Raw genomic sequence first — 12836 nt, 5'->3', positions numbered from 1 at the left:
TATCGCAAGGGTAAGCAGTTCAAATGCGGGCACTGCGGTTGGGAAGGGGATGCGGATTTTAACGGTGCGAAGGTGATTGCGCTTTTGGGGGCTGCCGTAAACCAGCCTAGAGGTTCGTGGTTGGCTTGCCAACTGCAGGGCTGCCGAAAGCCCGCTTTGTATTGCGAAGCAGTCAGGGTCGGGTAGTTTACTTTACTTGTCAGAGCAGGCTCCTTGCCCTGGCCTCAAGGATCGGGATCCCGTAGGCTAGGTAGGCCCTCCCCTGCTGCACTCAACATGTGGATCCCTTCTTGGTGGCCGAAGCTCAGTTTTCAGGTTTGGCTGATCTTTATCGGTCGGCTGCTTTCCCAAACTGGAACCGGCTTTACCTTGTTTTATGCCAGTCTCTTTTTTGTGAATCAGGTGGGGCTGACCGCCACCCAAGTGGGCCTGGGGCTAGGCATTATGGCTTTTGCCGGGGTGTTTGGCCGCATCCTGGGCGGCTCGATGGCCGATGGAGCTTGGGGGCGCCGTTCCACTTTGATCCTCTCTCTGGCTATTTCCACCTTGGGGTCGTTTGGGTTTGCGCTCTCCTATGACTTCTGGAGTTTTGCCCTGGCCAATATGGCTGCAGGCTTGGGGCAGGGGTTGTACTGGCCGCCTGCGGAAGCGATTGTAGCAGATCTAACCACTCGTGAGCAGCGCAACGAAGCCTACGCTCTCAACCGTCTGGGGGATAACCTGGGCCTCAGCCTTGGGGTGGCTATGGCCAGCACGCTGGTGGCTCTGACGGGGGCCTATCGGCTCTTGTTTGTAATCGACGGTGTCACTTTTCTAATCTTTCTGGCAGTACTTTGGTTTTTTATCCGGGAAACTCGGGCGACTTGTCCGGCAGCAGAGCCTGTGTTGGCAGGTTGGAAAACCGCCCTTAGAGATCGCTCCCTTTTGGTGTTTGGCCTGTCGAATATCCTGTTCACCACCTATGTGGCCCAGCTCAGCAGCAGCATGCCCCTTTACTTCCGCAATGGGGTAGGGATCCCAGAGGTGCAAATCGGCATTTTGTTTGCCTTGCATGGGGCCTTGATCGCTCTGCTGCAGATGCCGGTGGCCCGTTGGTTGAATCGCCGGACGCGCATCCAAGGGTTGCAGGGATCCGCCCTGATGTGGGGGGTGGGATTTCTTTTGGTTTGGCTTAGCGGTCTGGCGGCGGAATTGGGGGCTCCGGCCCCGGCGGTGGCAGTCTTGGCGCTGGCGGTGCTCTCTTTGGCGTTGGTGAGCTACAACCCCTCTGCCTCTGCTTTGGTGGCGGATTTGGCGCCGGATCACTTGCGGGGGGTGTATCTGTCGGTCAACTCCCTCTGCTGGGCGGCGGGGTTTGCTCTTGGCCCAATGATTGGGGGGATGGCCTTGGACTTGCCGCAACCGTGGGCAAGCGGGTTGTGGATCTTTTGGGTGATCACCGTCAGTTGGGTTTGGGGGATCCTCCGCTTTCTGAACCGCATTCTGCCCTGCAAGGTGAATAGGGCCGCAGTGCCTCCGGTGATGGAGCCCGCTCCCCTCGGTGACGCAGAACGCTAGAGCCCAGGAAAGAAGCAGATTTTGGGATCCCAGTCTTGGCCAACAGCTGGTTAGAGTATGGATGTCGAACAGGAAGGCTAGTTCTGCTCTTGTACCCTGCAATTTCTAGCTGACAGGTTTGGGCTACATCTTAGAGGACTGAGCCTTTGCGTAAACTACCCGACACCAACCGCTAGGCGGTACGGAGCGGGCTTTTAGTAGCCCTGCAGTTAGCAAGCCAACCACGAGCCTCTGGGGTGGTTTACAGCACCCCCAATCGACCGTTACCAGTGCCCTAAACAGCCGTTTCTGGTGTCCGCAGTATTATTATAGCATTCCTCCCGACACCGACCCTACGGGTACAGTGCGGGGCTCCTGCAATTTCTAGCTGACAATCATCGGCATTCCCTTTGGCTGGCAGAGCATCAAACTGGGGTTCTTGCCCCCTTCGGAAAGAAAGTGGTGGAGTATCCCGATGCCAACAGCCCGCTGCTGCTGATCTTTAACGTCATCTGGCTATTGCTGTTTGGCTGGCCGTTGGTGCTTAACCATCTCTTCTGGGCTGTGATTCTGGCAATCACCATTGTTGGGATCCCCTTTGCCAAACAACACATGAAGTTAATTATTTTGTCGTTGTTGCCCTTTGGCCGAGATCTGCGCTGAGAAAGTGGGTGAACCTAGATTGTGGGTTTATTGAGGGGTACGGCCAAACTGGTTATTAGGCATTTCTCACTTGGGATGCAGGAGAGTTTTCTGTCGGGTTGTCAGGATTTGGGGTTGCCAATTGCCAAGGCTGCTCTCGGAGTTGCTCTATTGAACCATCGTCAAACTATTGGTAATGACTTGCCTCGTGTAATTTCCCCAAGTTTGAGCAGCTATGCTGCTGCTTCCTCGTGTTGGGCTGGAGTCATCATTGCCCAACCAAACGCCGGTCACCAGAGGAGGGTTGGGCGTGTAGCCGATAAAGAGCAGATCCTTGTTGGCGGTGGTGGTGCCGGTTTTACCGGCTTCTCCAATGCCGAGCCGGGCAGCAGTGCCGGTGCCGGAGCTGATCACCCCTTGCAGTACGGTTGTCATCTGTTGGGCGACGGTTTCTGGTAAGACAAGTCGCTGAGAACGGGGATCCTCCCGACCAGGGTAAATCTCACGGCAGGTGCGAAAGTCGTTGGGGCTGGCGCAATCGCTGCTATCCAAGATGCGGCGGATGGTGTGGGGCCTTGACCAAAGGCCACGATTGGCAAAAGGAGTGAAGGCTGCTGTCAACTCCAGCAAGTTCACCTCCATTGTGCCAATCACCATAGAAGGATAGGGTTGCAACGGCGATTGGATGCCCATTTGCCGCGCCGTCGCCACCACTTGCTCTAGACCGACTTGTTGGGCCAACCGCAGGGCAATCACGTTTTCGGAGAGGATCAGGCCGCGGGCCAAATCCATAGAGGCCGCTCCCGAGCGACAGCCGCGAAAGGTGAGGTTGCCCCAGGTGAGGGGCTCGCACGACAACACTTGGGAGAGAGGGATCCCCTGGGTGAGGGCAGCCGCATAGGTGAACACTTTGAAGGTGGAGCCCGGCTGCCTTTGAGCTTGGGTAGCCCGGTTGAAGGGGCTGGCGTTGTAGTCGATCCCGCCCACCAAAGCCAGCACTTCACCGTTGCGGCTGTCGAGACTGACCAAAGCGCCTTGGCTGAAGCCCAAGCGGGATCCGGACTCGCGCACCGTTTGGGCCAGGACTTGCTCTGCCAAACGCTGGTAGGGCAAATGCACCGTGGTTTCGATGATGAAGTTGCCCTCTGCCGAGAGGTCTTGGCCCAAGAGCTGCCGCAGCTCCTGGAAGACGGCACTGTAAAAGTAGGGAGCAACTGTCGAGGTTTGGGAGCGCAAATTGGGGTTGAGGGTGAGGCGACTGCGCCGGGCCCGCCGAATCTCCTGTTCGGGGAAGACTTTCAGCTCGCTCAGGCGATCCAAAACCCGATCCCGGCCTCGAACGGCGGCATCATAGTTGGCGACGGGGTTAAAGGCGTTGGGCGCGGGCAAAATGGCCGCCAGAGTCGCAGCTTCGGAAAGGCTGAGCTGGCGGCTTGGGATCCCGAAATAGAACTGGGCAGCAGTTTCAAAGCCGTAGATGCCGTTGCCCAGGTAAACATTGTTGAGGTAGAGAGCGAGGATTTCGTCTTTGCTGTAGCGCTGTTCCAGCTTCAGGGCGGCGACGGCCTCCCGCAGCTTGCGCCCGAAGGTGTTGCCGGAGCCGGTGTAGTCCCGCAGCACGGTGCGGGCCAGTTGTTGGCTGATGGAGCTGCCCCCCTGCTGCACTTCCCCCGAGCGCAGGTTCACCCAAAAGGCGCGGGCAATGCCCAGCAGATCCACCCCAAAGTGGGAGTAAAAGCGGTGATCTTCAGCGGCGACCACCACCTTGGGCAAAATCGGCCCAAAAGCTTCCAGGTCGGGCAGCTCCCGGTAGGTGTCCCCCTGATGGCGGCGCAGCTCCGTCTGCTGATCCCCGGCCAGGACGATCAGGGGGTTGCGATCTGCGGAGAGGGGTGGCTCCACTGAGAACTTGCTCCACTCATGGCCGATCCAAATCCTCGCCCCCAACCCCAAGACCACCATCAGGATGAGGCAGCCGCGCACCCCATACACCTGTGGTGGGGGTGGATCCAGCACTTGAATCCAGACGCTCTCCGGATCCCGAGGCGGGCCAAGGCTCAGTTGCTGGCCATGCCGCAAGATCACCCGGCGCACCCGCTCGACACCACCGAAGGGTTTGAGGCGGAAAACGCCGTTGGTCGAGTCTTGATCTTCTAGCTGGTAGCGACCGGCATTCCACCCCAGCCAGTAGAGAATAGGGGGCAAGGGGATCCGCCAACCCAGACCGGGCAGGCGCCAATCCGGGCGGGGACGGATGTGGGCGTGGAGATGGCTCACCGCGGGGGCAGGGATGCGAATGGTGGCCACCGTCTGGCTGCGACCGAGAATGTCGGATCCCTTCAGGGCAACCACCTGGGGGGGCTCTCCTGGGCAGGTAATCCGCAGGCGCACCGGGCGCTTGGGGGGAGGAGGTTCGGGGGGTTTGAGGAGAGCTGTAGGCCCGATAGGGAAGGGCCTGGCCAGGGTTTTGAAGAAGCGAGCGACGGTGCCCAACAGCGGCTTTTTGTCTTCAGAAGCAGACATGGCTCAGTCCCCCCGCAATTCGCGCGCACGGCGCAGCAGCTCCTGCATGGTCTGGCCGGGACGAGGGCCGCCTGCTGCTGAATGGGGGTTAGGAGCTTTACGAGGCTGGGCAACAGGGGCAGTCGGGGGCAGGGTGGGAGGGGAGACAGGAGAAGGGGGTGGAGCACCGCTGGGCAGCGTGGGATCCCAGAGGGCCATGTAAAGATGGCCTTGGGCGTTGCGTTCGATCCTGCCGGCCCAGGGGCCAACGCGGAATTGCACTCGCCCGGAACGTCCCTCGCGCACAGCCTGCAGTTCTCGCTGCAGTTGAGCAGGCAAGGGGGCTTGCAGCATATCCTCCAAGAGTCCTTCCACTTGCGGGGTGGGTACGCCAGCGGTGACGGTGGCTTCGGTTTGCCGCAGGGCCAGGCTGGATTCGTCGTAGAGCAGGCCCAGGTTCACCCCGCCAAAGCGGTACAGGTCGTACACGGTATTGGGCCAAGCGCCCTGCCCCTGCTGGTTGGGGGATCCCAGGCTGGCTCGTACCGTCTCGCGGGAAGTCTCCAGGGGAAAGGCGCGAAACACTGGCTCGCTCCGGGTGTAGGGTTCCAGCTCCGGTGCCGGGTCCCGCCGTTTGCTCTGCTCTGAAGCCAAAACAAGGGGCTCAGGGACAAGCTCCCCAGGCATAGGATGGACATTCTCTGGGGCAGTGGAATCTGCCACTGCCGGACGAGATCCTGACCCGGAAACACGGGGGGCCGAGGGGCGCTGCAGCAACTGTCCCCATTGCCAACTCACCAAAACCCAGCCCAGCAGCCCGCCCATCAGAAAGGGAATCAGGCGCACCCAAAGCAGGGATCCCCCGTTCTCGACCTCCGTGGCCGCCGTCAAGGGCCTGAGCCGCAGAGTACCTGATGCGGCCAAGGGCGGCGCAGCGGCAGGGAGACCTCCAGAAAGTGGGCCAGAGGCAGCCTCTTCCGACGAGGCGACTGGGACCTGAGGGGCAATAGATCCCTGTGCTCTGGCTTGAATGTGCTCCAGCTCCGCCAACACATTGGCCACCGACTGCGGGCGGGCGGCAGGATCTTTGGCCAGGCAACCGAGGATCAAGTCAGACAAACCGGCGGGCAGCGGAAACTTCAGTCCCCAGTCTTCTAGAGGGATGGGCCGGTGCTTGTGGTGGGCCTGGTACCAGCCCGGGAAAGATTCGGTGGTGGGCTTGAGGGGCATCTGGCCAGACACCATCTGGTACAGCATGATCCCGAAGCTGTAGATGTCGGAACGGACGTCCAGCGGCAACCCTTCCAGCTGTTCCGGGGAAGAATAGGCCAGCGTTCCCAGGTAGGCATGGGTAAAGCTCAAAGATTCATGGCTGTTGAGCAGCTTGGCAATGCCGAAATCCACCAGCTTCGCCAGTTCCCCAAAACTGTCATCGGCCACCACGATCACATTGGCCGGCTTCAAATCGCGGTGGATCACCTGTACCCTTTGCCCTTCCATGAGGATCCCCTCGTGGGCCGCCTTTAACCCCAGGCCAATTTGGCGGGCCAGCCGGAAAAAGCGCTCCAAAGGCAAAGCCCCCGCGGCCAGAATATCCTTGAGGGTCTTGCCGTTCAGGTATTCCATCACATAGAAAGGCACCTCATCGGGGGTAAGGCCATAGTCATTGACTTTGACAATGTGCAGGCTTTTTTGGCCCAAAGCCGCGCAGGCTTTCGCTTCCCGTTCAAAGCGCAGGCGGGTGCGCCGATCCATTGCCGGCTGGGAAAGCAGCTTGACAGCCACTTCCACCCCACCAAAGAGCAAATCTTGAGCCAAATAGACTCGCCCCATGCCCCCCTGTCCCAGCAGATGTACGAGTCGATAACGCTGAGCCAAGAGGCGACCCAAAAAGGGATCCGACGCAGTAAACATAGGGAATCGCGGCGGTACGGAGAACAGGTTTGCAAGAGTCTCGAAGGGATCCGGCAGGAGCGGGCTACCTCTACCATAAGCACTGGAGCCGTCATAGGCCATGCTCGCCGCCGTCAATCCAGTTGCCCTTGATGTCTTTGCCAATTGTTTACCACCCCGACTACAGTGCCCCCCTGCCGCCGGGCCATCGCTTTCCCATGCCGAAATTTCGCCTCTTGCAAGAGCTGCTGCTGCGGGAAGGGGTGATCCGCCCCCAGCAAGTGCACCACCCTGAGCTGCCCCCTCTCGCCTGGATTGAGTCGGTACATACCCCTGAGTACGTCAGAGCCTACTGTGAGGGATCCCTGGAGGCCAAGCTGCAGCGGCGCATCGGCCTGCCCTGGAGCCCGGAGCTGGTGCAGCGCACCTGTCGAGCGGTGGGGGGTACCGTCTTGACCGCCCAATTGGCCCTGCGCCACGGCCTGGCCTGCAACACCGCCGGCGGCACCCACCATGCCTTCCCCGCCTACGGCTCCGGCTTTTGTATCTTCAACGACCTGGCCATTGCCGCCCAAGTCCTGCTGCAGCAAGGGCTGGTGCAAAGGCTCTTGATCGTGGATCTGGATGTCCATCAAGGAGATGGCACTGCTTGGATCTTTCGCTCCGAGCCGCGGGTGTTCACCTTTTCCATGCACTGCGAGGCCAACTTCCCCGCCACCAAACAACAGAGCGACCTGGACGTGCCCCTGCCAGTAGGCATGGAAGATGAAGCCTATCTCCAGACTTTGGCCGACCACTTGCCCGATCTGTTGGCTCAGGTGCGCCCTGACCTGGTGCTCTACGATGCCGGTGTGGATCCCCACGAGGAAGATCTCCTGGGCAAGCTGGCCCTTAGCGACCAGGGCCTGTTTCGGCGAGACATGCAGGTGCTGAACACTTGTCTAAAGCAGGGCTATCCTGTCGCCTGCGTCATCGGCGGCGGCTACGGCAAAGACCTCAACCGCCTCGTGTATCGCCACTCCCTGCTGCACCGAGCGGCCAGCGAAGTGTACCGCCAATACCGTCTTTAGCCGGGCGCAAACTAGGCGTATTCGGCAATCACTACTGTGATGTTGTCTCGCCCGCCCCGCTCTTTGGCCGCCTCGATGAGCTTTAGGGGAAGTTGCTCCAAATCTTCCACCTGCAGGCAATACTCGATGATCACTTCGTCGTCCAGCTCCTCAGTTAGGCCGTCGCTACACAACAACAGGCGATCCCCTGGGTAAACTGTAATCGGCTGCACAGAAGGTGGACCCGCATCGGGTCGGCCCAGGCAGCGCTCGAGAATATGTCGCCAAGGGTGAATCCGGGCCTGCTCATAGGTCAGCTCCCCCAGTCGAATGGAGCGAGCCACTAAGGTGTGATCCTCGGTCATTTGCTGCATTTCGGATCCCCGTAGGCGATAGAGGCGAGAATCGCCAATGTGAGCACTCCAGCAGTTGCCCTTGGGATCCACCATGGCCACCACCACCGTAGTGCCCATGTCTGCCCGCTCTGGATTTTCCCGCTGATCCTTGAGGATGGCACTGTTGGCTGCTTCTACGGCTTCGCTGAGCAACCGGGGTGCCGGCACGTTTTTCCAGCCTCGATCCAGATATTCTCGGATGGTCTCGACAGCCAACAGGCTGGCTGTAGCCCCGGCAGCATGTCCTCCCATACCATCGGCAACAATAAAATAGCGCCCCTCTGGATCGCAGTAGTAGGCATCCTGATTGCTGCTGCGGATCTTGCCGGGATCCGTAGCGCAGGCATATCGTCGCATCACATCAATCGCTCTGACCGATTCAACCTTAAGAGTACTCTGATTAAAGCAAGAGCAGCGAGGGCAGCCAAAACCAAAGTGATAACCGTTAAGGTAGCATGTCCGGCCAAAAAGAGCTGAGTTGCGCTCAAAAAAAAGGCCGCAAACAACACTGCATAACTAACTCCCAGCCCGGTGTTGTTCAGCTTGCGCAGCAAGCGCTCCGTCTCGCTGGATCGCACCCGCAGGCGTAGCTCCCCTTGTTCTATCTTGCTCAAGGTCGACTCGATCCGGCGCGGCAAGCTGAGGCTGCTGCTGGTGAACTCAGCCGCTTGACGGCCAACCTGGGCCAAGAGGGTCTCAGTCTTGCTTCCGTTTAAACTCATCAGCTCTTCCGCAAAGGGTTTGGCCACCTCCATAAAGTCGAACTCCGGATCCAGCCCCTTCCCCAGCCCCTCCAGCGTGGTCAGGGCCCGCATCACAAAAGTAAAGGTAGCCGGAAAACGAAACGGCTGATCGTAGGCCAGCTCGTAAAGGTCTTCGCTAATGGCCGCCACCGAGATTTCTCCCGAGTTGCTGGAAAAGGGTTTGTCCATAAAGTGATCCAGCATGTACTGCACCGAGCGGCGCACCGGAGCCAGATCGGCGGTGGGCACCAGCACCCCCAGTTCCACCAGCGAGGCCACCACCTGATCGGCATTTTTGGAGACCACACCTGCCAGCGTGCCCATCAGCTTTTCTTTCACATCGGAGCGCAGGCGGCCCATCATGCCGAAGTCGTAGAAGATCAACGTGCCATCGGGCTTCACGGCAATGTTGCCGGGGTGGGGATCGGCGTGAAAAAAACCATCCTTGAGCAGTTGCCGCAGATAAGCCTCTGCCCCCAGACGAGCCAAAACCTTGCGATCCAACCCTGCCGCACTCAAGGCTTCGTAATCGCTGATTTTGATCCCCGGCAGGTATTCCAATGTCAACAGGCGAGGAGAGGTGTAACGCCAATACACTTTGGGAACAGCAATTTGCGGCATATCCCGAAAGTTGCGACGGAAGGTATCGGCATTGCGGCCCTCATTGAGGTAATCCACCTCTTCCCAGAGGGTGCGCCGACACTCTTCGTAGATGCCGATCCAGTCGCGGCCCGGCCCGCCCCAAGAGGTGCGATACTGAAAGAACTCGGCAATCCCACGGCAGATCTCCAAATCGATGGTGAACAGCCGGGTCAGCCCCGGACGCTGCACCTTCACCACCACCTCTTCCCCGGTTTTCAGCTTGGCGCGATGCACCTGCCCCAAGCTGGCAGCGGCCAAAGGGGTGGGATCAAAGTAGCTGTAGATTTGGGTTATCGGCCTGCCCAGCTCCTGCTGCACAATTGCCGCCACCTGTTCGTAGCTGAAAGCAGGCACCCGATCCTGCAGCTTGGAGAGCTCCTCGACATATTCCGAGGGGAAGAGATCGGCGCGGGTGGAGAAAAACTGCCCCACTTTAATAAAAGTAGGGCCTAAGTTAAGCAGCGTTTCGCGGATCCAAATGGCTCTGGCCCGGCGGCGCTGGGCCTTTCGCTCGGGCGTGGGTTGTCCCCCATAGCTCCAAGCCTGCTGATCCAGCCAAAGGTAAAACAGCCAGGTGAGCACAAATCGCCAAATGTCCAGCATGCGGCCCTGGCGAGTATAGTTCTCCCGGGCCCAGCGGTAGGCGGTATAGGGCTTGACGGGTTGTGATCCCAAAGAAGTCCGGGATCCCAAAAGGCTCGCGTTCAAGCGTTTCGACTCCGGTACTTCTGCAACTCGGAGCGCAGCTGCGCCACTTCCGCCCGCAAGTCGTCCAGAGTTGCCTGCAAATCTTCTGTCTGGAAAGGAGGCGGCACCCTTTCCTGGGCGGCCATGGATGCTTCTGCCTCAGCCCGGGTCATGACATCCTGGGCAAAGGTTTGCCAGCCCTCCTGCAGCTCAGCCCACACCTTGCCCACTTCCCCGGCAATATCGGTGAGGGCGCTTTCCAAACGCTCGCGCAGAACGTCTGCCACAGCCTTGCCGACAAAAAAAGCCTGCACAACCGGATTCTTCATGCGACCCAAGTGTTAAGAAGCATCACCCAGATTATAACGAATCCTGCTCAAACACAGCGGCGAGCCGACCCACCCGAACAGCCTCGGATCGATCGGCCCGGCAGAGCCCGCAAAGGGTTGTCCCCGGAAGCTTGCCCAGTCCTAGCGGCGGCTGGTGGTCATGTCCGGGATCTTCAGATCGAAGACGCTGATGTTTTGCCGTGCAGCCGGCTTGGGATTGAGCATGCGGGCCATGTTGAGGAAGTTTTCTGGATCCCCGGGTTTGGGAGGACGGGTGAGACGATAGGTGCGCACCACTTCCCGCGTCGAGCGCTTCACGCCGGAGACATCGCGCCAACGAGCTCCATAGCGGGGGGTTACCAGGTTGGCGGGCTTTTCCGACAGGCGACGGCGTTGGTAAGGCACCACATCGTCCCCAAAGGCGGCATTGTACTCTTCGCTATCCACCACAGCGTCGATGAAGCCATCTAGCCCCTTGGTGGCAACGATGATGGAGTACTTGATGCGCTCCTGTTGGCTGTAGGTGGGCCGACCCAAAAAGCGCTGGAAGGTGACCTCGATGAAGCGGTAGTTGTCGTTGGGAACCATGACCAGATCCCGGTACACCTCCGACTTGCCCAGGCCGCGCACAAACTCTTTGACCGAGATCGCCCCGTTGCGCAATTGGGACTCCAGAGCTTTTTGCCGATAACTCTCCAGCATCAGATGCTCGCTGAAGATCTGGCGATAGGCGGCGCGAATGATGTTGTCAATTCCTGTCGGGTCGTCAGGACGGTAGACCGGCGGGGTTTCGTCGCTGGGCACAAAGTAGCGAGGCACCCGTTCATTTTGGGTGGTGGGGCGATCGGCAAGCAACGGAAGGGACATAGATGGTGCTCCTAAAAAAACGAGAAAAACTTAAGAAAAACACAGTGGGGCAGGGAAGCTAAGGCTCAGCAGCCAATTCCTGCCAGCTCATCTGGGCGCGGAGAGGGATCAGAGGATCCGCATCTTCCAAGGCCATCTGGAGCGCAGCCTCGACTGAGGGTCGCAGAGATTGTTCACCCTGGCGAGCCAAGTCCGTCAGGGATCCAACGGCGGCGTAGCGGACTCCCCAATCGGCATCGGCAAGACATTGCCGCAACAGTTGCAAGGCTCGCTCTTGATCGGGCAAGGGCCGCTTGGCCGCCACCCGTCCCAGCCCGCGGGTCGCCGCCCGCCGTACACTGGGGGCAAAGTCCGCCACAATGGCTTCTGCCAAAAAGGGGTAGGCATCCCCATGGCCAATGCGAGCCAAAGCCCGCACCGAATAGGCCCGCGCCCCGTAATCGAAACCGTCAATATGGCTCAGCAAGGGCTGCACCGCGGCTTCCCCAAAGCGCAGCACTTCCTCCAGGGCGGCTTCCCCCACTGCAGGGCGATTGAACCCAAAGGCGCGAATTAAGATGGGGATCCCTTCCACTTGGCCCAAAGCGCCCAGCGCCCTCACCACCCGCAACAATTCCTCAGGCGACGTGGCCTGCTCCAATTCTGCTGCCAGTTGAGCCACAGCAATGGGAAACGCTTGAGCAGCCGAGGCGGAGGACATAGGCAACGAATAGTCAAAGGTACACTTGAAACCGCTGATCAAAGGCACTGAGCGCCCCAGGATCCTAGAAGAGCTTCTCCAGTTGCGGCAGGATCACCGCCGTCACCTGAGCCAGCGGCACCCACCCCAACTGAAGCGCCACATCGAACAGCCGCTTCAGAGCATTGATGCGCAGGTTGAGAGCCACGTCGGCTGTGGCCAGCAGCGGCGCCCCCGCTACCCATCCCGATTCGGCCAGGTCGAACAAAGCGGCCTGTCGTAGGCTGGAGTTGGAGTGGGCCAGTAGCGCCACCAGGATTTGGGTCAGCTCCTCGGCTTGCGTAAAGCGATAGAGCACCCAAGCCGCTGCCGAACGCACCCGCTCAGAGGGATGGTTCAAAAAGGGCCGGATCGCTGCCTCAGCCTCGGTGGCCTGAAGCTGACCCAAGGCCTCGATAAGGGCTTCCCAGGGCTGCTCCTGCTCGCGGGACTGCAACAGTGCCAGCAAGGGATCCACCGCTCGCTTGTCCCCCAATTGAGCCAAGGCATAGGCAGCCTCTTCCCGCACATGAAAGTCGGTACAAGTGAGCGCCTCGATCAAACCGGGCACGGCCCGCGCATCCCCGATTTGCCCCAGGGCCTTAGCGGCATTGCGGCGCAGAGGATAGCCCCCCAAGGCAGTGCGATCCCGCTCATCCTGCAACGCCAAAAGCAGCGGCTCTACCCCCCTTGGATCCCGAACTGTGCCCAGGTACCAGGCAGCATAGTACCGATCTTGCAAGTCATCCCCCTGCAGCCGGGCTATCGCCTGCTCCCAAGTGAGCTGCTGCGGCAGCACCGCCGTGTTGGATGCCATACGAACCGTTGCAGAG

The 12836-nt window shown here is 59.8% G+C and carries 10 protein-coding genes and 2 pseudogenes; 4 read left to right on the top strand and 8 right to left on the bottom strand.

The window, feature by feature from the left end:
- From ACVWZJ_RS05680 to ACVWZJ_RS05670, 3 genes and pseudogenes are all read left to right on the top strand, one after another.
- Positions 1 to 186 (top strand): annotated as a pseudogene (locus ACVWZJ_RS05680) (RNA-guided endonuclease TnpB family protein); the annotation flags it as partial.
- A gap of 90 nt (positions 187 to 276) precedes the next feature.
- The gene (locus tag ACVWZJ_RS05675; RefSeq protein WP_011432585.1) at positions 277 to 1557 is read left to right on the top strand and encodes an MDR family MFS transporter; all 1281 of its coding nucleotides are present in this window, start codon (positions 277 to 279) and stop codon (positions 1555 to 1557) included.
- Between the two features lie 367 nt (positions 1558 to 1924).
- Positions 1925 to 2199: pseudogene (locus ACVWZJ_RS05670) on the top strand (YccF domain-containing protein); the annotation flags it as partial.
- 147 nt (positions 2200 to 2346) lie between these two features.
- Here the strand turns inward: ACVWZJ_RS05670 and ACVWZJ_RS05665 are convergent.
- Both ACVWZJ_RS05665 and ACVWZJ_RS05660 read right to left on the bottom strand, forming a co-directional pair.
- Positions 2347 to 4701, bottom strand: a complete 2355-nt coding sequence (locus ACVWZJ_RS05665; protein WP_457395190.1) for a transglycosylase domain-containing protein — start codon at positions 4699 to 4701, stop codon at positions 2347 to 2349.
- 3 nt (positions 4702 to 4704) lie between these two features.
- A complete protein-coding gene (locus ACVWZJ_RS05660; RefSeq protein ID WP_457395187.1) occupies positions 4705 to 6594 on the bottom strand; it encodes a serine/threonine-protein kinase in 1890 nt (629 codons plus the stop codon).
- Positions 6595 to 6725: 131 nt separating this feature from the next.
- Between ACVWZJ_RS05660 and ACVWZJ_RS05655 the strand changes: the two genes are divergently transcribed.
- Complete coding sequence (locus tag ACVWZJ_RS05655; RefSeq protein ID WP_011432582.1) at positions 6726 to 7643, top strand: histone deacetylase family protein; 918 nt, start codon at positions 6726 to 6728, stop codon at positions 7641 to 7643.
- Between the two features lie 11 nt (positions 7644 to 7654).
- Here the strand turns inward: ACVWZJ_RS05655 and ACVWZJ_RS05650 are convergent, their stop codons facing one another.
- From ACVWZJ_RS05650 to ACVWZJ_RS05625, 6 genes are all read right to left on the bottom strand, one after another.
- Positions 7655 to 8374, bottom strand: a complete 720-nt coding sequence (locus tag ACVWZJ_RS05650; RefSeq protein WP_011432581.1) for a PP2C family protein-serine/threonine phosphatase — start codon at positions 8372 to 8374, stop codon at positions 7655 to 7657.
- Entirely contained in the window at positions 8374 to 10110 is a 1737-nt protein-coding gene (locus ACVWZJ_RS05645) for an ABC1 kinase family protein (RefSeq protein WP_049749563.1), read from the bottom strand. Before ACVWZJ_RS05645 ends, ACVWZJ_RS05650 begins: the two co-directional genes overlap by 1 nt.
- On the bottom strand, positions 10107 to 10418 hold the full coding sequence (locus ACVWZJ_RS05640; protein ID WP_011432579.1) for a DUF6825 family protein: 312 nt from the start codon (positions 10416 to 10418) through the stop codon (positions 10107 to 10109). The genes ACVWZJ_RS05645 and ACVWZJ_RS05640 overlap by 4 nt, the downstream gene beginning before the upstream one ends.
- A 141-nt stretch (positions 10419 to 10559) precedes the next feature.
- Positions 10560 to 11285, bottom strand: a complete 726-nt coding sequence (locus tag ACVWZJ_RS05635; RefSeq protein ID WP_011432578.1) for a phycobilisome rod-core linker polypeptide — start codon at positions 11283 to 11285, stop codon at positions 10560 to 10562.
- A 58-nt stretch (positions 11286 to 11343) separates the two neighbouring features.
- Positions 11344 to 11985: a HEAT repeat domain-containing protein gene (locus tag ACVWZJ_RS05630; RefSeq protein ID WP_071818190.1), complete on the bottom strand. Its 642-nt coding sequence runs from the start codon at positions 11983 to 11985 to the stop codon at positions 11344 to 11346.
- 64 nt (positions 11986 to 12049) lie between these two features.
- The gene (locus tag ACVWZJ_RS05625; protein WP_041436319.1) at positions 12050 to 12820 is read right to left on the bottom strand and encodes a HEAT repeat domain-containing protein; all 771 of its coding nucleotides are present in this window, start codon (positions 12818 to 12820) and stop codon (positions 12050 to 12052) included.
- Positions 12821 to 12836 lie beyond the last annotated feature (16 nt).

This window comes from Thermostichus sp. OS-CIW-29, assembly GCF_054058195.1.
The sequence above is the reverse complement of the archived record's forward strand: the minus strand, read 5'-3'. Positions and strand labels throughout refer to the sequence as shown.